A 25,097-nucleotide genomic window follows, 5' to 3' on the forward strand; every position below is an offset into this window, starting at 1 on the left:
CATACGCCCCGAGGACCTCGCCGCCCACATGACCGGCGCCCACGCGCCCCGGTAGCCCTCCGCCCCCCCCGGGGGCACCGGCCCCCGGCCCCGGCTCCGGTCTCGCGGCCCAGCGCCGCGGCGGCGCCGAGCTGGGTGAGCGCGCCCGCGGCGGCGGGCCGGGTCGGCAGGGCGCGCAGCGCCGCCCGCTCGCCCGCGTCGCTCACCATCTGCCGCACCAGGTCGTCATGGGGCGCGGCGATCTTCTTGCGGCACACGTCGGCGGACTTCACCAGCGCGTCGCCGAGGTCCCAGCCGAACACGGCGAGGTTGTGGTGGATCGCGGTCGTGCCGGACACGGCGGTGCCGGGCCCGCGCTCCCAGTAGTCCTCGACCCGGTCCATGAACCGGCGGGCGCGGAAGAGCGCCGGAGCCGTCTCCCACCAGTCGACCTTCTTGCCGTAGCGCTCCTCCAGGTCGCGCAGCAGCAGTTCCAGGTTGAGCGGCAGCCCGCCGCAGCCGTCGTACGTGGGGAAGCGGAAGCTCTCCGCCCAGCCCAGCTCGTGGGCGATGACCGCCGGGTACGACAGGTCCGTGTGGAAGACGGCGCAGCTCTGGAACCCCTCGGTGAGCGAGTCCCCGACCGTGACGAGGCGGTGACGGGGCTCGCCCCGCCACGAGGTGGTGACGGGGACGCCCAGCGTCGGGTCCGTGTACGGCGCCCGTGCGCCGGAACCGCTCGCGACGGTGCTCATAGGGCACGCCCCCCCGGTGTCCGAGACGTCCTGCGGGCCTGGAGGCCCGTGGGGAGGACGTAGCAGAATCCGGGCACGTACGGCAGCCTCGCGGGCGCCATCTACGCGCGATCTACGCCGCATCGGACAGCCGCGGACGCGGCTACGCGGGCGCCTCCGGCTTGCGGAGCTTCCACAGGTGGTACTCCAGGTGCCCCTGGCAGAACGCCCGGAACGGCTCCATGAGCACACCGGCCCGCTCCGTCGCCTCGGCCCCGAACCGCTCCTCGATCTCCGCCCGGCGGTCCTCGAAGATCACCCCCATCAGCTCGCCCGACACCCGCATGTTGGAGGTGAGGTCGAGGACCTCGCTCGTGCGGAACCCCGCCTCGTGGACCTCGCCGAGCACCTCGGGGAGCGTACGCGGGACACCGCTGCTCCACATCCGGGTGAAGGCGGCGAGCTGCTCCTCCGGGGGCGTGCCGCGCAGCGTGAACTCGGTCAGGAGCAGCGGCCCGCCGGGCTTCAGCACCCGGTACGCCTCGGCGAGGGCCGCCGCGCGGTCCCGCATGTGGCACAGACAGTCGACGGCCCAGGCAGCGTCGAACGTCGCGTCGGGGAAGCCCATCGCCATCGCGTCGCCGTACTGGAACGCGACGCGGCCGGTGAGCCCGGCGGCCAGCGCCCGCTCGCGGCACCTGTCCACCTGCGTCTTGCTCACGGTGATCCCGGTGACCCGGCCGCCGCTGCTCCGCGCGAGCCGCACCGCCGGGCCGCCCGTCCCGCAGCCGATGTCGAGGAGGTGCCCGTCGGCGGCGAGTTCTGTGGCCCCGATCAGATAGTCCGTCTGCCGGTCCTGGGCCGCGTCGATGAGGTCGGGCAGCCCGGCGAGGGGCTTGGTGTTCCCGGGCGGGACGAACATGCCGACGTGCAGGGCCGTGCGGCCCTGCACCATCTCCAGCAGTTCGCCCGTCTCGTCGTACATCGCGCCGACCTCCTCGGGCGGCGGGGCGAAGCCGGAGTCGCGGGCGGGGTTCGAGGGGATCGAGGCCATGGCTGTCCCTTCGTCGAGGGTCGCGGGGCCCTCCCGACCCTAGGCGCCGGGCGGCGCCGCACGCACCACCCCCGAGACGAGGGCCGCCTCGATCCAGCCGTCGTCGTACCCGGCGTCCGCGAGGACCGCGCGGGTGTCGGCACCGGCCGGGCGCGGGGCGGAACGCGCCGTCCCCGGGGTGCGGGTGAGGGCGACGGGCGTGCCGAGGCCCCGGTAGCCGTCCTGTTCGACGACGAGGCCCCGGTGCCGGACCTGGGGGGCCGTCAGCACCTCGGAGACGTCGTGGACGGGCGAGGCGGGGATGCCCTCGGCGACGAGCCGCGCGGTGAGGTCGGCGCGTTTCCACCCCGCGACGCGCGGCGCCAGCTCCGCGCGCAGCGCCTCCTGGTGTTGCACGCGGTCGGGGTTGGTGGCGAAGCGCGCCTCCCCGGCGAGCGAGGGGGCCTCCAGGACGCGGGCGAGGGCGGCGAACTGGCGGTCGTTGCCGACGCCGATGAACAGCGGCCCGTCGGCCGCCTCGAAGGAGTCGTACGGCGCGATCGTCGGGTGCGCCGAACCGGCGGGCCGGGCGACGCGGCCGTCCGCGAGCCAGGACGCGGAGTGCGGGTGGAGCAGGCTGACGACCGTGTCGAGCAGGGTGCAGTCCACGAGCTGGCCGAGCCCGGACGCGTTGCGCTCGTGCAGCGCGAGCAGCACCCCGGAGAACGCGAGGATGCCGGTGACCAGGTCCACCACGGGCACCCCGACGCGCAGCGGCTCGCCGCCCGCCTCGCCGTTGACGCTCATCAGCCCGCCGTACGCCTGGAGCACCGCGTCGTATCCGGGCTGTCCGCCCATCGGGCCGTCGGTGCCGAAGCCGGTCACGCGGCAGTGGACGAGGGCGGGGAAACGGGCGCGCAGCTCGTCGTCCGGCCAGCCCCACTTGGCGAGGGTGCCCGCCTTGAAGTTCTCCACGAGCACGTCGGTGTCCCGCAGCAGCGTGCCGAGCACCTCGCGGCCCTCGTCCGTCGAGAGATCGAGGACGATGTTCTTCTTGTTGCGGTTGAGGTTCTGGAAGTACGCGCTCGTACGGGCCTCGCCCTCGCCGGTGAACGGCGGGCCCCAGCCGCGCGTCTCGTCGCCGCCGGGCGGCTCGACCTTGATCACCTCGGCGCCGTGGTCCGCGAGCATCTGCGCGCAGTACGGGCCCGCGAGCACCCGGGAGAGGTCGAGGACGCGCAGGCCGGCCAGCGCGCTCGGGGCGGGCATCAGTAGGACCTCGGGAGGCCGAGGACGTGCGTGGACACGTAGTTGAGGATCATCTCCTGGCTGATCGGGGCCAGCCGCAGCAGCCTCGACTCCCGGAAGTAGCGCTCCACGTGGTACTCCTTCGCGTATCCCATTCCGCCGTGCGTCTGGACGGCCGCGTCCGCCGCCTGGAAACCGGCGTCGGCGCACAGCCACTTGGCCATGTTCGCCTCCTTGCCGCACTTCAGCCCATGGTCGTAACGCCAGGCGGCGTTCCTGGCCATCAGCTCGGCGGCGTCCAGGCGGGTGGCGGCCTCGGCGAGGGGGAAGGCCACGCCCTGGTTCTGGCCGATGGGACGGCCGAAGACGACGCGCTGGTCCGCGTACCGCACGGCCCGGCGCAGCGCGGCGCGGCCGATGCCCAGCGCCTCGTGGGCGAGGAGGATCCGCTCGGGGTTGAGGCCGTCGAGGAGATAGCGGAAGCCCCTGCCCTCCTCGCCGACGCGGCGGGAGGCGGGGACGCGCAGCCCGTCGAGGACGACCTCGTACGAGGAGACCGCGTTGCGCCCCATCTTCGGGATCGCGCGCAACTGCACGGCGTCGGAGTCGAGGTCGACGAGGAAGAGCGACATGCCGTCGGTGGGCTTCTCGACCTCCTCTCGCGGCGTGGTGCGGGCGATGAGGACCATCTTCTGCGACTGGCCCGCCTTGGTGATCCACACCTTGCGGCCGTGCACCACGTAGTCGTCGCCGTCCCGCCGCGCCACGGTCGAGATGCGGGTGGTGTCCGTGCCCGCGTCGGGCTCGGTCACGCCGAAGCAGACGTGGAGGGAGCCGTCGGCGGCGCCCGGCAGGATCTCGCGGCGCAGCTCCTCGCCGCCGTGCTTCACGATCGTGTTGAGGCCGAAGATCGTCAGATGCATGGTGCTGCACCCGTTCATCCCCGCGCCCGAGGCGGCGACCTCCTCCAGCAGCAGCGCGGCCTCCAGGATGCCGAGCCCGCCGCCGCCGTACTCCTCGGGGATCGCCATGCCGAGCCAGCCGCCGTCCGCGAACGCGTCGTAGAACGCGCGGGGGAACCTGCCCTGTTCGTCGTGCTCGGCCCAGAACTCGTCGGGGAAGCGGCCCGCCAGTTCGCGCACGGCGCGGCGTATGGCCTCCTGGTCCTCGGTGAGCTGGAAGTCCATGGTTCAGTTCCCCTCCGTCACGTGCTCTGCTCGTTCGGCGATGGCGCGGGCGTGGGCGAGCAGCGGCGCGTCGATCATGCGGCCCCGGAAGGCGAAGACGCCGCGCTCGCCCTCGGCGGCGGCGAGCACGTCCCGCGCCCAGGCCGTCTGGTCCTCGGTGGGCGCGAACGCGGTCCGGATCGCCGGGACATGGCGCGGATGGACGCACGCCTTCGCGGCGAAGCCCGAGTCGGCCGCCCGCGCCGCCTCGTCCGCGAGCCCGTCGAGGTCGTCGAGGACGAGGTGCGTGGTGTCGATCGCGGGCCGCCCGGCGGCGCCCGCGGCGAGCAGCACGGTCGAGCGCGCCTGCTCCACGACCGGCAGGTAGCGGCCGTGCGCGTCGCGGGACGTACGCCCCCCGAGGTCGGCGATCAGGTCCTCGCCGCCCCACATCAGCGCCGCGCAGTGGGGCGCGTCCGCGATCGTCCAGGCGTGCCGGATCCCGGCCGCGCTCTCGCAGAGCGCGACGACCGCGAAGCCGTCGAGCGCCGCGAGGTCGCCGGGCCCCGAGGCCTTGGGCAGCAGCAGCGTCCGTACGCCCGCCGCGCGCAGCGCCGCGACATCGGCCTCGTGCCAGGGGGTGCCGGGCGGGTTGACGCGGACGAGCGCGCGGTCGCCGTACGCCGGGGCCGCCTCGGCGACCAGCGCCCTGGCCGTCTCCTTGGCGTCGGGCGCGACGGCGTCCTCCAGGTCGAGGATCACGGCGTCGGCGGCGGCGAGCGCCTTCGCGTACCGGTCGGGGCGGTCGCCGGGGCAGAAGAGCAGGGCGGGGCCGTGGTCGAGGACGCCCATCAGCGCGCCTCCTGCCCGGACTCCGCGGGCAGGCAGCGCATCAGCGCCGTGCGGCGTGCCGTGGCGACCGTCTCGCCGTGCTGGTCGCGCGCGGTGTGCGCGAACTCGACGACGCCCGTGCCGGGGCGCGAGCGCGAGAGGCGCTTGGAGACGACCTCGGTCGAGGCGTAGAGCGTGTCCCCGACGCGGACCGGGCGCGGGAACGTGACCTCGCCGAAGGCGAGATTGGCGACCGTCGTGCCCTGGGTGAGCTGCGCGACGCTCAGCCCGACGAGGGTGGAGAGCGTGAAGAGGCTGTTGACCAGCCGCTCGCCGAATTCCGTGGCGGCACCGGCCACCGCGTCCAGATGGAGGGCCTGCGGGTTCATGGTCAGCGTCGAGAAGAGCGTGTTGTCCGCCTCGCCGACGGTCCTGCCGGGGCTGTGCGCGTACGTCACCCCCAGCCGCAGCTCCTCGTAGAACAGGCCGCGCTGGGCGACCACTTCCCGTTCCCGCTCTTCCGGCACGCTCACGGACTCTCGCCTCTGTTCGTATATACGATTCATGAGTCGGATATCCGGCACACTACGAGGGTGGTCAGGGCCGGTCAAGGACGCGATACGGTTCGGGTATACGAACCCGAGGGCCCGAAGGGGAGCAGTCCGTGAGCGAGCCCGTCGCCAAGGAGCACCGGACCGTCAGCCGTGTCACCGGCATCCTGGAGCGCGTCGCGCGCCAGGGCGGCGCGCGCATGCACGAGCTGGCGCAGGCGCTCGACGCGCCCAAGTCCTCGGTGTTCGGGCTGGTCAAGGGGCTCGTCTCGACCGGTTACCTGATCGAGGACCGGGGGGTCTACCGGCTCGGGCCCGCCCTCGGCAGCCTGCTCGCGCCCTCGGCCCCGGACGTCACGGAGGCCGCGCGGCCCAGCCTGGAGGCGCTGCGCGACGAGTTCGGCGAGACCGCGATGCTGGGCACGGCCGTCGGCGACTCGCTGATCTACGTGGCCGCCGCCGAGTCCCAGCAGCTCATCCGCTACTCGGCACCGCTGCGCACCCGCCGCCCGCTCTATCCGCCGAGCGCCGGGAAGGTCATCCTCGCGTACCGCACCGCGCGGCGCCGCGACGCGTATCTCGACGCGACGGTCGAGGACGAGTCCCGCCGCGCCGCCGCCCGGGCCGAACTGGCCGAGGTCCGCGCCCAGGGCGTCGCGTTCAACCGGGGCGAGACGCTGCCCGACGTGAGCGCGGCGGCCCGCCCGATCCTGGTGGGCGGCGAGGTCCGCGCGGTGATCGCGGTCGCCGGGCCGACGACCCGGATCCTCGGCCAACTGCCCGTCATCGCCGAGGCGTTGACCTCCGCGACGGCCGCCTCGGCGGCCCGCCTGGCGAGCTGACGCACCCCCTTCCCGGCCCTCCGCTGCCCGCGCGGAGGGCCGTTCGCATGCCGGGACACATCCCTTGACGCTCTTCGAACGGGCTGCTTAGCATCCGGATATTCGATGTGGCGTTCGTAAATACGAACTCGGAAGTGCGAACCCCGCCCCCCCCGCCTCACCGACGAGCGGAGAACAGCCCATGGCCGGTGGCACGTTGAGCGACGACGTCAGGCAGCGGCAGGAGCAGTCGGCCCGGAGCCCCGGGAAGCGGGTCGGGGTCTCGGTCGTCGTCGGCTCCGCCGTCGAGTGGTTCGACTTCTACCTCTACGCCTCGATGGCGGCCCTGGTCTTCAACAAGGTCTTCTTCCCCTCCGGGAACGCCATGGCCGGGACCATGGCCTCCGTCGCCACCTTCGCCGTCGGCTTCCTCGCTCGGCCCGTCGGCGGCATCCTCTTCGGGGCGCTCGGCGACCGCATCGGCCGCAACCGCGTGCTCTCTCTGACCTTTCTGCTGATGGGGATATCGTCCGGCTGCATCGGTCTCCTCCCCGGCTACGCCGACATCGGCATCGCCGCGCCCGTACTCCTCGTCGTGCTGCGGCTGCTCCAGGGGCTCGGCGCGGGCGCCGAGTTCGGCGGCGCCATCGCGCTCGCGTACGAGCACGCCGACCCCGCGCGGCGCGGGCGGCAGGGCGCCTGGCCCGCGCTCGGCGTCAACATCGGACTGCTGGCCTCCTCGCTCACCGTCACCGTGCTCACCAGCACCAGTGACGGCTTCCTCTACGGCTTCGGCTGGCGCATCCCCTTCCTGCTGAGCTTCGCGCTCGTCGGCATCGGCTTCTGGATGCGCCGCCGCGTGCCCGAGACCCCGGAGTTCGAGCGGGCCGTGCGCGAGGCCCGGCGCGTCAGGAAGCGGCGGTCGCCGCTCCTCGAACTCGTCCGGAGCGACTGGCGCGGGCTCGCCGTCGTCATGGCCGTCACCGCCGGATACAACGGCGTGAGCTATGTCTTCAAGACCTTCTCCCTCGCCTACCTCACGAGCTTCCGCGACGTCGCCGCCAGCGTCGGCTCGATGGGCATCAGCATCGCCAGCGCCTGCGCCATCGTCACCGCGCCGCTCGCCGGACGGCTCGCCGACCGGGTCGGCGCCAAGTCCCTCGTGATCACCGGCGCCGTCGCCACGGGGCTGCTCGCCTTCCCCTTCTTCTGGCTGCTCGACACCGGAAACCACTGGCTGATCTGGCTCGACCTCACCCTCGCCACCGGCATCGTCGTCCCGCTGATGCTCGCGGCCCAAGGGGCCTTCCTCGCCAAGCAGTTCCCCACCCGCGTCCGTACGTCCGGGCTCGGCACCGGGCGGGAGGTCAGCGGCGCGCTCTCCGGCGGGCTCGCGCCGCTCGCCGCGCTCGGCATCGTCCAGGCCGCGCCCGGCCACGCGACCTGGGGTGTCTCGCTGCTCTTCGTCGCGGGCGCCCTGTTCATCGGCGTCGGCGCCGCCTGCGACCAGAGCAGGAGGCACGGCCCGGACCTCAACTGAGGCCGCCGGTCACCGCGATCAAGCTCGGCCTGATCGAGTGACCCGGCCCGCCCGGCGGGCGGCGCCCGGGCTCAGACGCTGACCGAGGACTTCGCCAGCACCCCGCCGTCGCAGCCGATGAGCGAGCCGGTGGTGTAGGAGGCGCCGTCCGAGAGCAGCCAGAGGACCGAGGCGGCGATCTCCTCGGGCCGCGCCATCCGCCCGAGCGGCACCTCGCGCGCCACCTGGGCACGCGCCCGCTCGACCTCCTCCGGCGGTACGCCCGCCCACATCAGCGGCGTCTCCGTCGGGCCGGGCACGACGGCGTTCACCCGGATCCCGTGGCGCGCGTAGTCGACGGCGAGGGTGCGCGTCATCGAGCTGATCGCGCCCTTCGACGCGCCGTACGCCGTGGCGCCCCCGGCGGCGAACCCCACCTGCGCGGCGGGGGAGCCGCACAGCACGACGCTCCCGCCGCCGCCCCGCATCATCGCCCGCAGCGCCTGCCGGACGACGAGGAAGGTCCCCGTCGTGTTGACCTCCAGCACCCGCCGCCACCGCTCCGGGTCCAGCTCGTGCGCGAGGCCCCCGTGATCGATGCCCGCGGCGGTGAACGTGCCGCGCAGCGGCCCCGGACCCCGCCCGACGGCCGCGAACACGCGCTCGACGGCGCCGTCGTCGGTGACGTCCAGGACATGGGCCGCGCCGTCCCCGCCGCTCGCGCGTACGGCGTCGAGCGTCGCGGACACGGCGTCCCCGTCGGCGTCGGCCGCGTGGACGAACCAGCCGCTCCGTGCCGCCGCTCGCGCGCTCGCGGCGCCGATCCCGGAGCCGGCGCCCGTCACGAGCAGCGCGGGCGGCACGGCGGAAGGGGCTTCCGGTGGGGTCATCGCTTCCTCCGGTCTCACGCGGGGGCGAGGAGGTGGTCGGCGTCGGCGTACCCGGCGAGCTTGTCCGGGTCCACCTCGATCCCCAGACCGGGCCTCTCCGGAATGATGAGCATCCCGTCCTCGTCGAGCCGCCAGGGACACGCGGTGATGTCGTCCACGTAGGGCGAGCCCGTGACGTACTCGACCAGGTCCGTGTCGGGCAGCGCCGAGGCGAGCTGGAGATCGGCCGCGAGCCCGACCGCCGTGTTCCAGCCGTGCGGCACCAGCTTCACGCCGTGGTCGTGCGCCGCCCAGCCGATGCGCCGCAGCTCGCTGATGCCGCCGACCTTGGTGACGTCGGGCTGGACGATGTCGAGCGCGCCCCGCTCGATCCACGGGTGGAACGCCTGCCGCCGGGTGAGGACCTCGCCGCCGGAGATCGCGACGGGCGCGTGCTCGCGCAGGCGCGCGTAGTCCTCCAGCGCGTCCGGCGGCAGCGGCTCCTCGAACCAGGCCACGCCGTACCCGTCGAGCATCCGCGCGGTGCGCAGCGCCCACTTGTACCCCTGGCTCCACGCGCTGTCGCTCGCGCCCGCGTCGACCATCAGCGCCGCCTCGGGGCCGACGGCCTCGCGCGCGGCGGCGACGATGCGCTCGTCGAGGGCGGCGTCGTGGCGGCCGAACGGGCCCCAGCCGATCTTGAATGCCGTCCAGCCCGCCTCGCGCAGCGCCAGCAGGTGGTCCCGCAGCGGCCCGGGCCGGTCCATCAGCAGGGACGCGTACGGCCGGACCCGGTCGCGGTACCGGCCGCCGAGGAGGCGCCCCACCGGCTGCCCGGTGACCTTGCCGAGGATGTCCCACAGCGCGGTGTCCACGCCGCTGATCGCGTGGGTGACCGAACCGCCGCGCCCCAGCCAGAAGGTGGCGCGGTGCAGCCGTTCGCTCGTGCGCTCGGGTTCGAGCGCGCTCGCCCCCTTCAGCAGCGGCCGCAGCACCTCCAGCGCGCCGCGCACCAGCTCCTCGCTGGTGAAGACGCTGCCTATGCCGATGTGCCCGTCCTCGGCGTGGACGGCGACGAGGGTGTGCACGACGTCGTCCTGCGCCAGCTCGTCCTGCCAGCCGCCCTCGGGCGTGGCGCCGCGCAGTCCGGTCGCCCTGACGTCGATGATCTTCATGGTGTCCTTTCGGGGGGTGTCGCAGATGCGGGGTGCCGCAGATGCGGGGGTGTCAGCGCCCGGCCAGGTAGCGGCCGGGGCGGGTGCCGAGGTGACGGCCGTCGTGGACGACGAGTTCGCCGTTGACCAGCACATGCGGCACGCCCGCCGCGTACGTGCCGGTGAACGCGAACGTGTCCTCGGCCGCGAGGGCGTCGAGGTCGAGCACGGCCAGGTCGGCGTGGTGCCCGGCCTCGACCCGGCCGCGCCCCGCGAGCCGGAAGCGGTCGGCGACCATGGAGGTCATCTTCCGTACCGCCTCCTCCAGTCCGAGCGTCCCCGCCCGCAGCACGTGGTGCGCGAGGTAGTGGACGTGCCCGGTGAAGAACAGCGGGTGCCGGGTCCGCGCCGCGAGCGGGCCCTCCGTACGACTGGTGAAGCCGTCCACGCCGAGGCAGAACAGCGGATGGGCCACCGCCTCCGCCACATGCTCGGGAGTGAACAGCCGCCCCATGAGCTGCACGGCGCCCATGTCGGGCCCGGCGGCCCGCAGCACGTCGAAGAACGCCTCCCAGCAGTCCTGGCCGCGCCGCTCGGCGATCTCCGGGAAGGGCAGGCCCTCCAGCTCGGGCGTCGCGGGGCTCGTCGCGAGCACGACCCTGTCCCACTGGCCCTTGTGCACGAACCGCCAGTAGCGGTCGCAGTCCCGGCGCAGCCGCCCGCGCACCCCGGGGTCGTCGAGCGCCCGCGCGGCGCCCGCGGGGCCGTCGGCCAGCAGCCAGGAGGGCAGCAGCCCGGTGGCGAGCCCGATGCCGTGCGGGTACGGCGTCATGTCGGCGAGCACGTCCAGCCCGGCGTCCCGCTCGGCGGCGAGCCGTTCGACGGCGTCGTGCCAGGCGCCGTCGGGCGCGCCCGTGTCGTGCCGGACGTTGAGATGGGAGAGCTGGGCCCGCAGTCCGCCGCTCCCGCTCTGCCGGGCCACGGCCAGGAACTCCCCGACGGCGTCCAGGAGGTGGGCGTCCCGGTTGCGGATGTGGCTGGCGTAGATCCCGTCGTACCGGGCCAGCACGCGCGCCACCCCGGCGAGTTCGCCGGTGGTCGCGTCCCGCCCCGAGCCGTACTCCAGCCCGCTGGACATGCCCAGCGCGCCCGCGTCCATGGCCTCGTCGAGCAGCGCCGACATCCGGGCGAGCCCGTCGGCGCCCGGGTCGGGGCCGCGCACTCCGGCGGCGTCGCGCAGGGCCGTGTGCCCGACGAGCCACGCCAGGTTCTGCGCCGTGCCGCCGTCCCGCCGGTGCACGGCGTCCAGCAGCTCGGGGAACGCCCGCCAGTCGACCGGCCCCTCGTAGCCGTACGCGCGCAGGGCGCGGCGCGCCTCGCCGGCGCCCCCGTCGGCCAGCGGCCCGTAGGTCACCCCGCAGTTCCCGACGACCTCGGTCGTGACGCCCTGCCGGATCGTGCTCTGCGCGTCCCGGTTGCCCAGCACCGACCAGTCGCTGTGACTGTGCGGATCGATGAAGCCGGGCACGACGGTCAGGCCGGTCACGTCGACGCGCCGGGCCGCTGCGGCGGCGAGTTCCGGGCCGACGGCGACGATCCGCCCGTCCCGTACGGCGACGTCCGCGCGGCGTGCGGGGGCGCCCGTGCCGTCGACGACCCGGCCGCCGGAGAGCAGGAATTCGGTGGTGGGCATCAGCGCAGCTCCTCCTTGTGGCGGTCGCGCACCCGGCTGAGGAAGGCGAGCGAGACCAGCGCGCCGAAGACCAGGTAGAACGCGGGGGCGACACCGACGCCGGTCGTCGTCGCGAGATACGTGTTGACGAAGGGCGCCGTCCCGCCGAACACCGCGGCGCCGATGTTGTACGAGCTGGAGAACGCGGTCGAGCGCACCCGGGTCGGGAACAGCTCCACGAACAGCGCGGCCATCGGCCCGGACACGGCGGCGAACAGCACGACGAAGACGATCTGCCCGACCAGCGCCCCGGCGAAGGTGCCGCCCGTGGCGAGCAGGAACACCGGGTACGTGGCGAGGGCGTAGAGCGCCAGCGCACCGCCCATCAGTCTCTTGCGCCCGATCCGGTCGGAGAGCGCGCCCGCCGCGACGATGAGGGGCACCTCGATCAGCAGCGCGACGGCGTTGGCCGTCAGCGCGTCGGCGAGCGAGAGGGCGCCGACGGCGTCGAGGAAGGCGGGGAAGCTCGTCGCGGTGTACCCGTACAGGGTCACCCCGAACACGATCCCGAGCACCAGCACCCAGCTCCGCCGCGTCGCCCCCGCCGCCTCCGGGTCGTCAGGGGTCTCGGGCCGGTCCTCCTCGTCCCGGGCCTCGCGCAGCGCGCGGTAGGCGGGGGACTCGTCGAGCTTGAGGCGGACGAACAGGCCCACCCCCGCGACGACCCCGCCCAGCAGGAACGGCACGCGCCAGCCCCAACTGTCCACGGTCGCCTCGGACATGAGCCGCACGACGACCATGGCCACGCCCGTGCCCAGCAGGAAGCCCGCCACGGTCGAGGCCTGCACCACGCCGGAGTAGAGCCCGCGGCGGCCCGTGCGGGCGTACTCGATCAGGAACGTCGCGCCGCCCGTCCACTCGGCGCCCGCCGCCAGGCCCTGCACCATCCGCAGCGCCACGAGCAGCACGGGCGCCAGCATCCCCGCCGAGGCGTGGGTCGGCAGCAGCCCGATGAGCACGCTCGCGGCGCCGACGATCACCATCGTGACCGCGAGCATGCTCCGGCGCCCGGCGCGGTCGCCCAGCCGCCCGAGGACGATCGCGCCCAGCGGACGGCACACGAACCCGACCGCGTACGACGCGAACGTCACCAGCAGCGAGACGGTCGGATCGTCCGAGGGGAAGAACAGCCGCCCGATCACCGCCGCCATCGACGCGTAGATCGCGAAGTCGTACCACTCCAGGACGGTGCCCAGCACCGCCGCCGTCGTGACCTTGCCCGGCACGCCCCGGCCGCCGCCGTCACCGCCATCGCCGCCGTCACCGTCCGTGCGCCCGGTCGGCCGCTCCGGTCTCTCCGGGTGCACCGGCTTCGTCAGTTCCATAGCTCCGCCTCTCTGCGGACCCCGTGGTCCAGGGCGCCGAACGTAGACGAGCAAATGGCAGATGGTCAACCATCGACCATCTGCTACCGTGGCCACCGGCCGAACCGAAGGAGTCCCGCACGATGGCGGCACCGCCCACGTCACCGCCCGAGTCCCGGCGCGACTGGATCCTGCGCAATCTGCGCGACCGCATCGCCCATGGCGAACTGGCCGCGGGCGAGCGGCTGGTGGAGCGCGACATCTCGGTCCACTACGGCATCAGCAGGGGACCGGTCCGCGAGGCGATCATGGTCCTGGAGCAGGAGGGGCTGGTCGTCACCCACCCCTACCGGGGCGCCGTCGTCGCCGAGATCACCCAGAAGGAGATCGAGGAGATCCTCGTCCCGATCCGCCTGGTGATCGAGAAGGCGGCGTTCCGCGCGGCGGCCGAGGCGGCCGACGAGGAGCTGTTCGGGACCCTCGACGCGCTCGTACGGCGGATGGAGTCCGCCGCGGCCGAGCCGCTGGACGCCAAGGCCCTCGCCGATCTCGACGTCGCGTTCCACGAGGCCGTCATCGCCGCCGCCGACCAGACCCAGTCGCTGCGGATCTGGCGCACGATCCAGCCCCGGGTGCGGGCCTACTTCCTCCGGGACGCCCCCCACCACGGGACCCCCGGCACCGTCGTCGACCAGCACCGCGCCCTGCTCGTCGCTCTCCGCTCCGGTGACGCCGCCCGTGCCGGGGCCGCCGTCGTCGAGCACATCGGCATCCACCTCGGCCGCTGACGCGGCGGCGCCCTCCCCTCAGGGCTGGGCAGGGGCTGCCCCGCCTGTCCTCCCCCAAGCTCTTCGAGCAGGGAGGTGCCCCCAAGGCTGCGGACCGCGGGTGGTTGCTCGCGCAGTTCCCCGCGCCCCTTGAGGGCGCTCCCCGGAGCGCCCCGTCAGGGGCGCGGGGAACTGCGCGACAAGCCACGAAGCAGCCGCGGCCTGCAAGGCACCGCACGGGGCAGCCCCTGCTCAGTAGCCAGAGCAGGGGGCAACCATGGTCCGGCGGATACGGCGTAGCCGATCGGCCCCCTCCATGTGGGTGGTCGACCGGGGCTGTCGGGGGCCCTGACCTCAGCAGAGCATGAGACGTCATCCACCGGCGGTGTGAGCGGCGTGAGACGAGGGGACTCGGATGAGCTGGAGACACCAGGAGCCGACCACCCCGGCGGACGCCGCGGTGAGCAGTCTCGTGATCGCCTCCGCCCCCTTCGCGCAGTCGGCGGCGCCCGGCTACCGGGTCTGGTCGCGCGACGCGCACCGCGCCGTGGCCGTCGCCGACGCGCTCGCCGAACTGCCGGACCCACGTGCCCGTACGCTCGTCGCCGCCGTCACCAAGGACCCCGCCGACGCCGGGGCGTGCCGGGAGCTGGCCCGGCTGCTCGTGCCCCGCCTCGGGGACGGCGACCCGCAGCTCGGCGCGCTCGTCCGGCGGACCGAGACCACCTCGCGGCTGCGCATGCGGCACGGCGACCCGCGCCCCGCCGGGCTCGGCGCGCCGCGCGCCCGCGACATCCTCCGTACGGCCGGGGGAGCGGCCCGGCCCCAGGGGCCCGTCGAGGCGGCGTTCGTGATCCCGTTCCGCGAGCGCGGCGGCGAGGGGCACAGGACCCGCAACCCGGCCGCCTACCTGCACGCGCTCGCCGACCAGAGCGTGCCGCGCGACAGCTACCACGTGGTCGTCGTGGAGTCCGGCTCCGAGCCCGCTGGGAGAGCGTCTACGGCCCGCGCCGAGGTCGCCGCCTACCGCGCCCGCCTCGCGCCCCTCCCGCTCCGCTTCCAGGACCCGGGCGACGGGCCGGACGGGCACGTCTACCACCTCTTCCAGGTCCGCGCGGAGTCCGAGGCCGTACGGGACGGGCTCCTGGCCCACCTCGTGGAGAGCGGCGTCGACGCGGTGGTCCGCTACCCGGTGCCGCCGCCCCGCCAGCCCGCGCTCTCCTCCGGGGCCCGGGGAACCGAACGGGCGCCTGCCCCGTCGCAGAGAAGCTGGCACGGCAGACGCTCTGCTTCCCCGTACGGCCCGATCTCGACGCGCGTGAACTCGGGCTCGTGTGCGAGGCGGTCGAGCGGTACTTCCGATGACGGTGGCGGTGCGGGCGGCGGTACGGGAGGCCGCCGACGACGCCGAGTACGGCCGCTATCCGGCGCTCGCCCCGCACGCGTCCGGCAAGGTGCCCTACGACCACGGCACCCTGCGCGAACATGGCCACGCCGCCGTCGCAGCCAGGGGGAACGAGGTGCTGGGCGGCGGGCTCTTCCTGCCCTTCGCCCAGCACTTCGGCGGCCGACCCGTGCCGTCCGGCGGAGTGGCCTGGCTCGCCGTCGCCCTCTGGGAACGCGGCGCCGGGCCCGCCCGCCGCCGACGGCGGCTTCTGGCTGCTGGGCCTCGCCCGCCCCGACCCGTCCCTCCTGCGCGGCGTCCCGATATCCACCAGCCGTACGGGCGCGGCGCAGCGCGCGTCTCACCGGCGCGGGCCTCGCCGTACGGGACCTGCCTGTGTTGCGGGACGTCGACACGCCCGAGGACGCCGAAGCCGTCGCGCACGAGGCCCCCGGCACGCGCTTCGCCGCCGAACTCGCCCGCCGGACACGGCAGTTGTCACACGAGGGGAGGCCGCCCCGCGCGCGCCAGCCGTAGCACCGTCCGCCACCGCATCGGCCGCCGCTCGCCCCAGCCGCCGCGCATCCCCTCGCGGAACCCGCCCAGCCAGGTGCGGAGCGCCGCGACGCCCCGTACGCGGGACGGCGTCAGCAGCACCCACACCGCGAGATACGGCGGGACGAGCGGCCACGGCAGATTGCGCATCGCGACCCACACCCGGTTGCGGGCCACCAGGCGGTAGTAGACCGCGTGCCGCGAGGGGTCGGTCGCGGGGTGGTGGACGAGGTGCCCGGACGCGTAGTGGCCCGTGTGGCCCAGGTCCCACAACTTCCAGCTCAGGTCCACCCCTTCGTGGTACAGGAAGAAGTGCCCCGGCCAGCCCCCGGCGGCCTCGAAGGCGTCGCGGCGCACCGCCACCACGCCCTCCGCCATGATCGTCACGGTCCCGGCGCGCTCGGGGTCGCCCGCGCGCAGCCGTGGCACCCAGCGGCGCATCGTCACGCCCGTGTCCGGATCGGCGATGCGCGGCTGGACGTACGCGCGGCGCGCGTCCGCCGCCATCTCGCGGGCCAGCGAGGCGAGGAGCCCGGGGGCGGGCAGCACGGCGTCGTTGTCCATGAAGAACAGCAGCTCGGGCTCCGACTTGAGGGCCAGCGCCCCGACGTTGCGGCCCTCGGGGATGCCGACGTTCTCCGGCAGCGTCACCGCCTGGACCCCGTCGGGCACCTGCGCGGGCACCACGCCGTTCCCGACCACGACCACCTCCAGTTCGACGTCCTCCTGCGCGAGCAGCGAGTCCAGCGCCCGGGGGAAGTCCTCGGGCCGGTCGTTCATCGTGAGCAGGATCGCGCCGTAACGCGGCGGGGCGGGTACGTGGTTCACCATGGGGCGCGAGCGTAGTGGCCGGGGCGGGACCGGCGTCGGGGCCGAGGCCGGACCGGGGATCCGGTCGCGGAGACGTTCTTGTCCGGGTGCGGACCCTGCGTGAGGACCGGCCCCATGAGCCGTGTCTATGACGATCAGCGACTGGCCGGTGCCTACGAGCGCGGCAACGAGATGCCCGAGGGGTCACTGCGGGCCTGGGCCGAGCTGCGCGCGCGAGCGGCCCGCGAACTGGCCCGTGTGCTGCGTGCCGGTGGCAGGGCGATCATCCGCACGACGTTCCGCGAACGGCTGGACGCGGTGGTCTACGAATACTGGCCGCAGCTCCGGGCGAGCGACGAGCGGCGCTTCCCGGGCGAGGACGAAGTCGTCACCGACTTCGTCTCCGCCGGGTTCACCCTGGAGGAGATCACCTCGTTCGCCCAGCCGGTCGCGGCGGACCTGGCGGAATACCACGCCCGGCTGGTCAGCAGGCCGCAGTCGAAGTTCACCCACCTCACCGACGAGGAGTTCCGCGGGGGCCTCGCCCGCCTGGAGACCGCGGCGCGCGACGAGAAGGACGTCCCCCGGCCCGTCCTCGAACGCTACGACGTAGCCGTACTGTCCCGCCCGTGACCGCGCGCCACGCGAACCGTCACGCACGACTCGACGAACGGTCGCGCTGGGGAACGGCGTCCTAGGCCGGTGGTGGTGGGGCCGTGCTTTCTCTGGGAGTGAGGGTCGGGAGGGGGGTGCGGACCTGGCGGAGGGGGCCGCCGGTGAGGACGTCGAGGAGCTGCTCGGCGGCGTGGCGGCCGAACTCCTCCGTGTCGCGGGACAGGGACGTGAGCTGCGGGTGGAGGGTGCGGCAGAGCACCGAGTCCTCCCAGGAGACGATGGACACCTCGCGCGGCACGGCGAGCCCCCGCTCGGCGGCGACGCTCACGGCGGCGACGGCCATCACCTCGTTGTCGCAGATCAGTGCCGTCGGCGGGGCGGGCAGCGCGAGGAGGCGGCGCGCTGCCTCGGCGCCCTGCGCGTCGGTGTAGTCGGTGGTGACGGACCGCGCGTCGGCGAGCCCGATCCGCGCGGCCTCCGTACGCAGGGAGGCGATGCGCCGCTCGGTGTGCGCGAAGCCCGCCACGCCGGCGATGTGCGCGACACGCCGGTGCCCCAGGTCGTAGAGGTGGCGCACGATGGTGGCCATGGCGCCCGCGTCGTCCGCCCAGACGTTGGAGAGCCGCGGGGCCTCGCTCCCCCCGGCCCCCTCGTCCGCCATGCCGCCGACCACGACCGCGGGGAGGCCGAGCGAGGTGAGCAGGGCCGGGCGCGGGTCCTCCGTGCGGGGGTCGACGACGACCACGCCGTCGACCCGGCCCTCCGCCCACCATCGGCGGTACAGCTCGCACTCGGCGTCCAGGCCGTCGGCCATCTGGAAGAGCAGCGCGTGGTCGCGCGGGGCCAGCGCCCGCTGGATGCCGGACATGAGCTGGAGGAAGAACGACTCCACGCCCAGGCTCCCGGCCGATCTGGCCAGCACCATGCCGAGCACGCCCGCGCTCTCGCCGGACAGCGCGCGGGCCGCCGAGTGGGGCCGCCAGCCGAGGCGTTCGGCGACACGCACGACGCGGGCGCGGGTGCCGGGGGAGACCCCGGCGCGGTTGTTCAGCGCGAAGGACACCGCGCTCGCCGACACTCCCGCCTCGCGGGCGATGTCCTTCATCGTCGGCCGCTTCGGAGGCTGCTCCCCGACCCTGTCTCCCACCGGTCTCTCCTCGTTCCCCTCGTACGTCGCGCACGTTCCGTACGTCCGCGCGTGAACGACCTTGTCATGCAAGCCCGTTGGCCGCCCCGCCAGGTGCGAGACGGGCGTACCGGCGCTCGAAGGCCGCGTGGTCCGGCGCCGGGTCACGCGGTCCCGCGGGGGCCGACCACAGCCGTTCGGCGAACGCCCGCAGCCACGGCGCCGTTCCCTCCGCGATCTCGTCCTCCGTCGCGAGGTCCGGCGTGTCGCACCAGATCGACAGGTGCGCGCCGAGCAGCCGCCCCGGCCGCTCGTCCCGCTCGTCCGGGGTCAGTTCGGCGTCCTCGCCGGGCGCGTCCATCACGGTGCGCGGCGTCCACGCCTCGTACAGGCCGGGCGCCGACTTCTTGCCGCGCGGCGGACGGTCCTCGCCGAGCACGTAGTAGAGGTGGTCGCCGTGGCCGTTGACGACGTCGTACCCGGCGCGCAGATAGTCGGCCGCCGAGGGCTGCGCGTGGTTCCAGCGGATCCAGGTGTCGAGCTGGACGTCGGCGTCGAGGCGCACGGCGCCGCCGGCCGGCAGGATCTCGTCGTTCCACACCCGCGCCCGCTTGCCGTGCTCGCGCACCACGCCCGCCAGCTCGTTGACGTACGCGGCGAAGCCGTCGTGCAGCGTCTCCCCGCCCCGCTCCCGCGCGAACCGGACGAGCTGCGGCGCCCGCTCGGGCGTGACGCGGTGGCCCGGCTCCCAGAAATAGCCGAAGAACTCGTCGCCGCCGAGGTGGAACAGCTCGCCCGGCAGCAGCTCCGCGTACTCGTGCAGCAGATCGTGGACGAGCGCGCGGGCGGCCGGGAGCGAGTAGTCCAGGTTCTCGCCGCGCACGCTGCCGTCGGCGAGCCGCAGCCGGAGATCCGGGTGGCGGTCGAGGACGGAGCGCAGGTGGCCCGGCGTGTCGAACTCGGGCACCAGCGCGAGGTGGTGCCGCGCGGCCAGCTCGGCGAGGCCGCGCAGCTCCGCCCGCGTGAGCGCGTCCTCGGCGACGATCTCCGGGTGGCTCTCGCTCTCCACGCGGAACGCGAGCGAGTCGGAGAGGTGCAGATGCAGCTCGTTCAGCTTGAGCGCGGACAGCGTCTCCACCAGCCGCTCCAGCCATCCGGCCCCGAACGGCTTGCGCCCGACGTCCACCATCAGCCCCCGCACCGCGTACGACGGCCAGTCCGTGACCTCGTACGCGCCGTGCCGCCCCGCCGTCGCCAGCGCCTGGAGCAGGGTGCGGCCCGCCTGGTGCACGCCGCGCTCGGTGTGCCCGGCGAGCACGGCGACGGGCGCGGTGAACTCCAGCCGGTACGCCTCCTGCTCGCCGCTCGGTGCCCCCGCGACCTCGTCGAGGCACAGCACGACGTCGCCGGGCAGCGCCTCGGAACGGGACGCGAGCGCCACGACGGGCGGCACTCCGAGCGACACCCCGGGCCGCCGCGGCCCGGGCAGCGGCCGTACGCGCGCGAGGTCCCCGGCGAGGACGCGCGCGGTCCCCTCCAGCCGCGCGAAGTCCCGCGCGAGCACGGCCACCCGGCATCCGCGCGCGGGGACCCAGGCGTCACCGTCCCGCTGCTGGACGTCCCGCACGGCGGGCACGAAGGGCGGCGTCATGACTCTCCTCGCGAAGGGATGTCGTCCGGCGTGGGCGGCGGCGTGTCGTCCCCGGGCGGCGGACCGGCGGGACGCGCCCGGCGCCCCGTGCCGCCGCGCTGCCAGGGGCGGGGGCCGTCCAGGGGACGGTAGTTGACGCCGAACGCGTCGAGCAGCGCGGTGTACGCGGCGGCGCGCCCAGCGAAGGGGTGCTCGGCGCGGCGCGCCGTGCTCGACCACCCCGCCTCCGCGAGCGCGCCGAGCCGGGGGAACGCCATGTACTCGACGGCCTCGGGAGTGGGCAGGTACTCGGACCAGAGCTGCGCCTGGACCCCGAGGACCCGGCCCGCGCCCGGCGCGTCCAGCGTGCCCTCGGGGATGCCGACCGCGAGCGGGTCGAAGGCGGCGGCCTTCTCCAGCGGCAGGTGCCCGTCCTGCGCGAGCCGTTCGTCGGGGCCGTCCGACTGGTACTGGTCGAGGTACGTGAACCCGGCGGGGCACTGCACGACATCGTGCCCGGCGGCGAGCGCCGCGCCCGCGACCCCGGGCCGGACCCAGTCCCGCCACGCCATCACGACCGCGTCCTCGGGCGCTTCACCGCCCTCCGCCATCTCGTCCCAGCCCGCGACACGCCGTCCCGCCGCGCGGACGTGCTCCGCGAGGCGGGCGTGGAACCAGGACTGCGTGGCGTCCACGGACGGGAGCCCCAGCGCGCGGGCCCGGGCGCGGACGGCCGGGTCGGCGCGCCACTCGGTGCGGGGGCACTCGTCGCCGCCGAGGTGGACGACGGGCGAGTCGAACACGCCGAGGACCGCGTCCAGCACCTCGCGGGCGAAACCGAGCGCCTCCTCCGTCGGCGCCAGGACGTGCGGGGACACGCCCCAGCCGCACGCCACGCCGTGCGGGCCGGTGACGCCCAGCGAGGGGTACGCGGCGAGGGCGGCCTGCACATGGCCCGGCATGTCGACCTCGGGCACGAGCGTGAGGTGCCGGGCGCCCGCGTACGCGGCGATCTCCGCGAGGTCGGCGCGCGACCAACTGCCGCCGTGCGGCGTGGGGTCGAAGCCGAGGGGGCGCGTGGCGTGCCCGACGAGCGTGCCCTCGCGCCAACCGCCCACCTCCGTCAGCCGGGGCCTGCCCGGCACGGGGAGCCGCCAGCCCTGGTCGTCGGTGAGGTGGAGGTGGACCGTGTTCAGCCGGTGCAGCGCGGCGAGGTCGATCATCCGCAGCACCGCGGGCTTGGGCAGGAAGTGCCGCGCCACGTCGAGCATCACGCCCCGCCAGGGGAAGCGCGGCGCGTCGTCGATCAGGCAGCACGGCAGCTCGGGCGCGGCGTGCAGCAGTTGGCGGAGCGTCTGTATGCCCCGCGCCAGGCCCTCGCGCGTGTCGGCGGTGAGGACAACACGCGCGGCGTCGGCACGCCGGCCGTCGATCTCCAGCCGGTACGCCTCGGGCCCGCCCTGCGGCGTCGGCCCGAAGCGCAGCAGCACCTCCGGCGCGTCGGCGGGCGCCCCGTCCGTGAGGATCCCGCACGCGTCGAGCGCGGCCCGCAGCAGCGCGGCCTCGGGCTCGGCCCCGCGGTCCACGCCGAGGCGCACACCGCCGGGCCGCCGCAGGCGGAGCGTGCCCGGCCTCCGCCGCACCGACAGGGGATACGGGACGAGCGGGAGAGGGCCCCCGCCAAGTCGCGGGCCCTCGGGGCGAAGAGCGGTCACAGGGGCACACCTCCACGTACGGCGACCGATCCAAGCACAGCTAACGCGGTTTAGCTAGACGCAGCTAAAGCGTGTTAGTTGTTGCCCCGAACTCTATTGACACGGCTCTCGCTTGGCTGCACAGTGCGATTCGTCGTGACCCGAGCAAAGGAGCCGGCCCCATGTCCGTACCCATGTCAGGATCGTTCCGGAGAAGGCCGGTTCCCCTCGCGGTGACAGCGCTCGGGGCCGCTCTCTCGCTCACCGCCCTCACCGGCTGCGGGGGCAGCGGCGGCGGCGGATCGGCCGACGCGAGCGGCAAGGTGGAGGGCTCGATCACCTTCCAGACGTGGAACCTGCGCGCCGAGTACAAGAACTTCTTCAACGACCTGATCGACCGGTTCGAGAAGAAGCACCCGGACGCCAAGGTCCGCTGGATCGACAAGCCCGCGGAGGGGTACGCGGAGACGCTCAGCGCCGACGCCGCCTCCGAGAAGCTGCCCGACGTCGTGAACGTCTCGCCCGACCTCGCCTACCCGCTCGCGAAGGCCGGGGTCCTGATGAACCTCAGCAAGGACGAGACGGCGGCCAAGGCCGAGAAGAAGTACATGCCCGAGGCCTGGAAGGGCAATGAAATGCCGGGGCTCGACGGCGTCTTCGCCTATCCCTGGTACCTCAACACGGGCCCGATGTTCTACAACAAGCGGCTCTTCGAGGAAGCGGGCCTGAATCCGGAGAAGCCCCCGGAGAACTACGCGCAGCTCTTCTCCGACGGCGAGAAGCTCGCCAAGAAGAAGGTCGCCGCGCTCGCCGCCACGCCCACCATCGAGGACTTCGGGCGCTACGGCGTCCCGCTCATGAACAAGGAGGGCACCGAGTTCACGTACAACTCGCCCAAGGGTGTCGAGTTCATGAAGAAGTACAAGCGGCTCTACGACAAGGGCGGCCTCGACAGCCAGGTCATGTCCTCCAGCCCGGAGAAGGCGGGCCAGAAGTTCGAGCAGGAGAAGGTCGCCATGAACCCGGGCGGCGCGCTCGACCTGAAGAACTTCAAGGACAACCAGCCCGACCTCTACAAGTACATAGGCATCACCGAGGCGCCGAACAACAACGGGCACCCCAACATGTCCGTGATGAGCCTGGGCGTCGCCCAGCGGAGCGAGCACAAGGCCGCGGCCGTGGCGTTCGCGCAGTTCGTCACCAACCAGCAGAACCAGGAGGCGTTCGCCCGTAAGGTCGCCGTCTTCCCCAGCACCAAGGGCTCGCTGGACAAGCCGTACTGGACGAAGGCGGGCAGCAGCCCCGAGGACCGGGTCCGTGTCTCCTCGGCCAAGCTCGTCAAGAAGGCCGTGAACTACACCCCGGCGGTGATGACCGACCCCATGAAGACCGTCCTCCAGAAGGAGGTCTCCAAGGTCTTCCTCGGCAAGAAGAGCCCCAAGAAGGCCCTCGACGACGCCGTCGCCGAGTCCAACAAGCTGCTCAAGCAGCTCTGAGGCGGGGCGCACGGCCGTATGAAGACCGCAGTCACCACGCCGTCGGACGGCGGCGCCGCGGAGCGCGCGGACCGCCCCGGCCCGGCGTCCGGCGCGGGCGCGCCGCGCCGCCCCGGCGGAAGCCGCGTCCGTACGCACATGGCGCACAGCCCCTGGGCGTTCCTGCTCCCGGGCATCGCCGTCACCCTCGTTTTCAACCTCTACCCCTTCTTCGCCACCATCTGGAAGTCGTTCACCGACGCGCGGACGCTGGCCCCCGGCACCTTCGTCGGCCTGGACAACTTCCAGGAGATGCTGAACGACGAGCAGTTCTGGATCGGCCTGCGCAACAGCTCGCTGTACGTGGTCGTCGTCGTGCCCTGCATGGTGCTGCTGCCGCTGCTGCTCGCGATGCTGGTGCACAAGCAGATCCCCGGCATCGCCTTCTTCCGCTCGGCCTTCTACACGCCCGTGGTCGCCTCGGTCGTGGTCGTCGGGCTGATCTGGGTGTGGATGCTGGATGAACGCGGCCTGGTCAACGCCGTGTTCAAGACCATCGGCATCGGGCCCGTGAAATTCCTCAGCGACCAGTGGCTGATCCTGCTCAGCGCCATGATCGTGACGGTCTGGAAGGGCCTCGGCTACTACATGATCATTTTCATGGCCGCGCTGGGCAACGTCCCCCGCGAGCTGTACGAGGCGGCGAACGTGGACGGGGCCGGGCCTGTCCGCCGCTTCTGGTCGGTCACCGTGCCGGGCGTACGGAACACGATGGTGCTGGTCGCCGCGCTCTCCTCGGTCGCCGCCTTCCGCGTCTTCTCCGAGGTCTATCTCATGGCGGGCCAGGACGGCGGCCCCGCGGGCGAGGACACCACGCTGGTGATGCTCGTCCAGCGCGTCGGCACCGGGCTCTCCGGGCGCGTCGGCTACGCGTCCGCGATCTCCCTCGTGCTGTTCGTGATCACCCTGGTGCTGCTGCTCGCCGTCTTCGCGGCCGAGAGGAGGGACAAGAAGTGAGTACGAAGAGGCGGAAGCACCTCGGGCTCGCCGTCCGGTATCTGCTGCTGATCCTGGTCTTCCTGATCTGCGTCGGGCCGTTCCTCTGGCAGCTCTCGACCTCCCTCAAGGGCGCCACGGAGAACGTCTACAGTGACCCGCCCAAGCTGCTGCCCGAGCATCCGACCTTCGAGAACTACAAGAAGGTCGGCGAGATCATCCCCGTCTGGGACTACGCGCTGAACTCGCTGAAGGTCGCGGTCGCGAACGTCCTCGCCAACGTCGTCGGCGCCTCGATGGCCGGATACGCGCTCGCCCGGCTGAAGTTCCGCGGCCGCAAGTACGCCGCGCTGGTCTTCCTCATGGCGATGCTGGTGCCCGGCGAGTCGATCATGATCGCGCAGCTCACGACGATGCGGGCGCTGGACCTCCAGAACACGCTGACCGCCGTCGTCCTGCCGGGGTGTGTCGCCGCGCTCAACGTGCTGCTGATGCGGAACGCGTTCCGCAACATTCCGGAGGAGATCGAGGAGGCGGCCGTCGTCGACGGGGCCAACGTCTGGCAGCGGTACTTCCGGATCGGGCTCCCGGCCGTGAAGGGCACCCTCGCCGTCGTCGCGATCTTCGCCTTCATGGGGGCCTGGGACGACTTCCTCTGGCCGCTGATCGTCCTGACGGACGACGCGAACTACACCTTGACCATCGGGCTCAACTTCCTGCACGGCACGTTCGCGAACAACCAGCGGTTGGTCGCGGCCGGAACGATCATCGCGGTCGTCCCGCTGATTGTGATGTTCGCCTGTTTGCAGAGGTATTTCTTCCGGGGTGTGGGAGAGGGCGCCGTCAAAGGATGAGCCGCCCGGCGCTTGCTCGGCAACCGGGCTGCCCCTTGGCGCCGTTGCCGGGTGCGGCTTTCGCCTCGCCCGCTCGCGCAGTTCCCCGCGCCCCTGACGGGGCAAGCCCCTCAAACACAGTCCCGCGCCGCTGATCGGTCCGGCTGCGCTTGGGAGGTCTGCGCCGGAGGCGCAGGGCCGGCAAGCGCAGCCCCCCGTGCCGAGCGCCGCACACCACGCCGGATACGCCCTGATCCGGCGCACTTCACCT

The 25,097-nt window shown here is 73.6% G+C and carries 20 protein-coding genes and 2 pseudogenes; 8 read left to right on the forward strand and 14 right to left on the reverse strand.

Annotated features, from left to right (window positions below):
* The 6 genes and pseudogenes from ABD343_RS30735 to ABD343_RS30760 form a co-directional block, all read right to left on the reverse strand.
* Positions 1 to 734: pseudogene (locus ABD343_RS30735) on the reverse strand (hypothetical protein); the annotation flags it as partial.
* Between the two features lie 142 nt (positions 735 to 876).
* Positions 877 to 1,767: an SAM-dependent methyltransferase gene (locus ABD343_RS30740; protein ID WP_344532854.1), complete on the reverse strand. Its 891-nt coding sequence runs from the start codon at positions 1,765 to 1,767 to the stop codon at positions 877 to 879.
* A gap of 39 nt (positions 1,768 to 1,806) precedes the next feature.
* Positions 1,807 to 3,015 carry a CaiB/BaiF CoA transferase family protein gene (locus ABD343_RS30745; protein WP_344532856.1) on the reverse strand — a complete coding sequence of 403 codons (1,209 nt, stop codon included), beginning with the start codon at positions 3,013 to 3,015 and terminating at the stop codon, positions 1,807 to 1,809.
* A complete protein-coding gene (locus ABD343_RS30750; RefSeq protein ID WP_344532858.1) occupies positions 3,015 to 4,181 on the reverse strand; it encodes an acyl-CoA dehydrogenase family protein in 1,167 nt (388 codons plus the stop codon). Before ABD343_RS30750 ends, ABD343_RS30745 begins: the two co-directional genes overlap by 1 nt.
* A gap of 3 nt (positions 4,182 to 4,184) precedes the next feature.
* Positions 4,185 to 5,012, reverse strand: coding sequence for an HpcH/HpaI aldolase/citrate lyase family protein (locus ABD343_RS30755; RefSeq protein WP_344532860.1), 828 nt, complete (start codon positions 5,010 to 5,012; stop codon positions 4,185 to 4,187).
* The gene (locus ABD343_RS30760) at positions 5,012 to 5,524 is read right to left on the reverse strand and encodes a MaoC family dehydratase (RefSeq protein ID WP_344532862.1); all 513 of its coding nucleotides are present in this window, start codon (positions 5,522 to 5,524) and stop codon (positions 5,012 to 5,014) included. Before ABD343_RS30760 ends, ABD343_RS30755 begins: the two co-directional genes overlap by 1 nt.
* A gap of 131 nt (positions 5,525 to 5,655) precedes the next feature.
* Between ABD343_RS30760 and ABD343_RS30765 the strand changes: the two genes are divergently transcribed.
* Together ABD343_RS30765 and ABD343_RS30770 are read left to right on the forward strand one after the other, a co-directional pair.
* On the forward strand, positions 5,656 to 6,384 hold the full coding sequence (locus ABD343_RS30765; RefSeq protein WP_344532863.1) for an IclR family transcriptional regulator: 729 nt from the start codon (positions 5,656 to 5,658) through the stop codon (positions 6,382 to 6,384).
* Between the two features lie 181 nt (positions 6,385 to 6,565).
* Positions 6,566 to 7,903, forward strand: a complete 1,338-nt coding sequence (locus ABD343_RS30770; RefSeq protein WP_344532865.1) for an MFS transporter — start codon at positions 6,566 to 6,568, stop codon at positions 7,901 to 7,903.
* A gap of 71 nt (positions 7,904 to 7,974) precedes the next feature.
* Here the strand turns inward: ABD343_RS30770 and ABD343_RS30775 are convergent, their stop codons facing one another.
* Genes ABD343_RS30775 through ABD343_RS30790 form a run of 4 tightly spaced genes read right to left on the reverse strand, consistent with a single transcriptional unit; the run spans position 7,975 to position 12,962 of the window.
* Positions 7,975 to 8,772 (reverse strand): SDR family NAD(P)-dependent oxidoreductase, encoded by a 798-nt coding sequence (locus ABD343_RS30775; RefSeq protein ID WP_344532867.1) that lies wholly within the window; start codon positions 8,770 to 8,772, stop codon positions 7,975 to 7,977.
* Between the two features lie 14 nt (positions 8,773 to 8,786).
* Positions 8,787 to 9,926 (reverse strand): mandelate racemase/muconate lactonizing enzyme family protein, encoded by a 1,140-nt coding sequence (locus ABD343_RS30780; RefSeq protein WP_344532869.1) that lies wholly within the window; start codon positions 9,924 to 9,926, stop codon positions 8,787 to 8,789.
* Between the two features lie 52 nt (positions 9,927 to 9,978).
* Entirely contained in the window at positions 9,979 to 11,598 is a 1,620-nt protein-coding gene (locus tag ABD343_RS30785; protein ID WP_344532871.1) for an N-acyl-D-amino-acid deacylase family protein, read from the reverse strand.
* Positions 11,598 to 12,962: an MFS transporter gene (locus ABD343_RS30790; RefSeq protein WP_344532873.1), complete on the reverse strand. Its 1,365-nt coding sequence runs from the start codon at positions 12,960 to 12,962 to the stop codon at positions 11,598 to 11,600. The genes ABD343_RS30785 and ABD343_RS30790 overlap by 1 nt, the downstream gene beginning before the upstream one ends.
* Positions 12,963 to 13,084: 122 nt before the next feature.
* Between ABD343_RS30790 and ABD343_RS30795 the strand changes: the two genes are divergently transcribed.
* Positions 13,085 to 13,729: a GntR family transcriptional regulator gene (locus ABD343_RS30795; protein ID WP_344532874.1), complete on the forward strand. Its 645-nt coding sequence runs from the start codon at positions 13,085 to 13,087 to the stop codon at positions 13,727 to 13,729.
* Between the two features lie 1,614 nt (positions 13,730 to 15,343).
* Positions 15,344 to 15,629: pseudogene (locus ABD343_RS30800) on the forward strand (hypothetical protein); the annotation flags it as partial.
* Here the strand turns inward: ABD343_RS30800 and ABD343_RS30805 are convergent.
* Positions 15,591 to 16,478, reverse strand: a complete 888-nt coding sequence (locus ABD343_RS30805; RefSeq protein ID WP_344532876.1) for a glycosyltransferase family 2 protein — start codon at positions 16,476 to 16,478, stop codon at positions 15,591 to 15,593. The pseudogene ABD343_RS30800 and the gene ABD343_RS30805 overlap by 39 nt on opposite strands.
* A 114-nt stretch (positions 16,479 to 16,592) precedes the next feature.
* On the opposite strand from ABD343_RS30805, the gene ABD343_RS30810 reads away from it, so the two are divergent.
* Positions 16,593 to 17,090, forward strand: a complete 498-nt coding sequence (locus ABD343_RS30810; RefSeq protein WP_344532878.1) for a hypothetical protein — start codon at positions 16,593 to 16,595, stop codon at positions 17,088 to 17,090.
* Between the two features lie 61 nt (positions 17,091 to 17,151).
* Here ABD343_RS30810 and ABD343_RS30815 read toward each other — a convergent pair whose 3' ends face one another.
* From ABD343_RS30815 to ABD343_RS30825, 3 genes are all read right to left on the reverse strand, one after another.
* A complete protein-coding gene (locus ABD343_RS30815; protein WP_344533109.1) occupies positions 17,152 to 18,177 on the reverse strand; it encodes a LacI family DNA-binding transcriptional regulator in 1,026 nt (341 codons plus the stop codon).
* A gap of 106 nt (positions 18,178 to 18,283) precedes the next feature.
* On the reverse strand, positions 18,284 to 19,849 hold the full coding sequence (locus tag ABD343_RS30820; RefSeq protein WP_344532880.1) for a family 20 glycosylhydrolase: 1,566 nt from the start codon (positions 19,847 to 19,849) through the stop codon (positions 18,284 to 18,286).
* On the reverse strand, positions 19,846 to 21,543 hold the full coding sequence (locus ABD343_RS30825; protein WP_344532882.1) for a beta-N-acetylhexosaminidase: 1,698 nt from the start codon (positions 21,541 to 21,543) through the stop codon (positions 19,846 to 19,848). The genes ABD343_RS30820 and ABD343_RS30825 overlap by 4 nt, the downstream gene beginning before the upstream one ends.
* A gap of 161 nt (positions 21,544 to 21,704) precedes the next feature.
* Between ABD343_RS30825 and ABD343_RS30830 the strand changes: the two genes are divergently transcribed.
* From ABD343_RS30830 to ABD343_RS30840, 3 genes are read left to right on the forward strand one after another with little or no spacing between them, the layout of a single operon-like run.
* Entirely contained in the window at positions 21,705 to 23,018 is a 1,314-nt protein-coding gene (locus tag ABD343_RS30830; RefSeq protein ID WP_344532883.1) for an extracellular solute-binding protein, read from the forward strand.
* 18 nt (positions 23,019 to 23,036) lie between these two features.
* Positions 23,037 to 24,014: a carbohydrate ABC transporter permease gene (locus ABD343_RS30835; RefSeq protein WP_425578315.1), complete on the forward strand. Its 978-nt coding sequence runs from the start codon at positions 23,037 to 23,039 to the stop codon at positions 24,012 to 24,014.
* A complete protein-coding gene (locus tag ABD343_RS30840; protein WP_344532885.1) occupies positions 24,011 to 24,847 on the forward strand; it encodes a carbohydrate ABC transporter permease in 837 nt (278 codons plus the stop codon). Before ABD343_RS30835 ends, ABD343_RS30840 begins: the two co-directional genes overlap by 4 nt.
* Positions 24,848 to 25,097 lie beyond the last annotated feature (250 nt).

The organism is Streptomyces albiaxialis (assembly GCF_039530985.1).
GTDB classification, from domain to species: domain Bacteria; phylum Actinomycetota; class Actinomycetes; order Streptomycetales; family Streptomycetaceae; genus Streptomyces; species Streptomyces albiaxialis.

What these genes read in the sequence shown, in the direction of transcription:
- ABD343_RS30740 (WP_344532854.1), bottom strand. Translation starts at nt 1,767, where the DNA reads ATGGCCTCGATCCCCTCGAACCCCGCCCGCGACTCCGGCTTCGCCCCG.
- ABD343_RS30745 (WP_344532856.1), bottom strand. Translation starts at nt 3,015, where the DNA reads ATGCCCGCCCCGAGCGCGCTGGCCGGCCTGCGCGTCCTCGACCTCTCC.
- ABD343_RS30750 (WP_344532858.1), bottom strand. Translation starts at nt 4,181, where the DNA reads ATGGACTTCCAGCTCACCGAGGACCAGGAGGCCATACGCCGCGCCGTG.
- ABD343_RS30755 (WP_344532860.1), bottom strand. Translation starts at nt 5,012, where the DNA reads ATGGGCGTCCTCGACCACGGCCCCGCCCTGCTCTTCTGCCCCGGCGAC.
- ABD343_RS30770 (WP_344532865.1), top strand. Translation starts at nt 6,566, where the DNA reads ATGGCCGGTGGCACGTTGAGCGACGACGTCAGGCAGCGGCAGGAGCAG.
- ABD343_RS30775 (WP_344532867.1), bottom strand. Translation starts at nt 8,772, where the DNA reads ATGACCCCACCGGAAGCCCCTTCCGCCGTGCCGCCCGCGCTGCTCGTG.
- ABD343_RS30780 (WP_344532869.1), bottom strand. Translation starts at nt 9,926, where the DNA reads ATGAAGATCATCGACGTCAGGGCGACCGGACTGCGCGGCGCCACGCCC.
- ABD343_RS30785 (WP_344532871.1), bottom strand. Translation starts at nt 11,598, where the DNA reads ATGCCCACCACCGAATTCCTGCTCTCCGGCGGCCGGGTCGTCGACGGC.
- ABD343_RS30790 (WP_344532873.1), bottom strand. Translation starts at nt 12,962, where the DNA reads ATGGAACTGACGAAGCCGGTGCACCCGGAGAGACCGGAGCGGCCGACC.
- ABD343_RS30795 (WP_344532874.1), top strand. Translation starts at nt 13,085, where the DNA reads ATGGCGGCACCGCCCACGTCACCGCCCGAGTCCCGGCGCGACTGGATC.
- ABD343_RS30805 (WP_344532876.1), bottom strand. Translation starts at nt 16,478, where the DNA reads ATGGTGAACCACGTACCCGCCCCGCCGCGTTACGGCGCGATCCTGCTC.
- ABD343_RS30810 (WP_344532878.1), top strand. Translation starts at nt 16,593, where the DNA reads ATGAGCCGTGTCTATGACGATCAGCGACTGGCCGGTGCCTACGAGCGC.
- ABD343_RS30815 (WP_344533109.1), bottom strand. Translation starts at nt 18,177, where the DNA reads ATGAAGGACATCGCCCGCGAGGCGGGAGTGTCGGCGAGCGCGGTGTCC.
- ABD343_RS30820 (WP_344532880.1), bottom strand. Translation starts at nt 19,849, where the DNA reads ATGACGCCGCCCTTCGTGCCCGCCGTGCGGGACGTCCAGCAGCGGGAC.
- ABD343_RS30830 (WP_344532883.1), top strand. Translation starts at nt 21,705, where the DNA reads ATGTCCGTACCCATGTCAGGATCGTTCCGGAGAAGGCCGGTTCCCCTC.
- ABD343_RS30835 (WP_425578315.1), top strand. Translation starts at nt 23,037, where the DNA reads ATGAAGACCGCAGTCACCACGCCGTCGGACGGCGGCGCCGCGGAGCGC.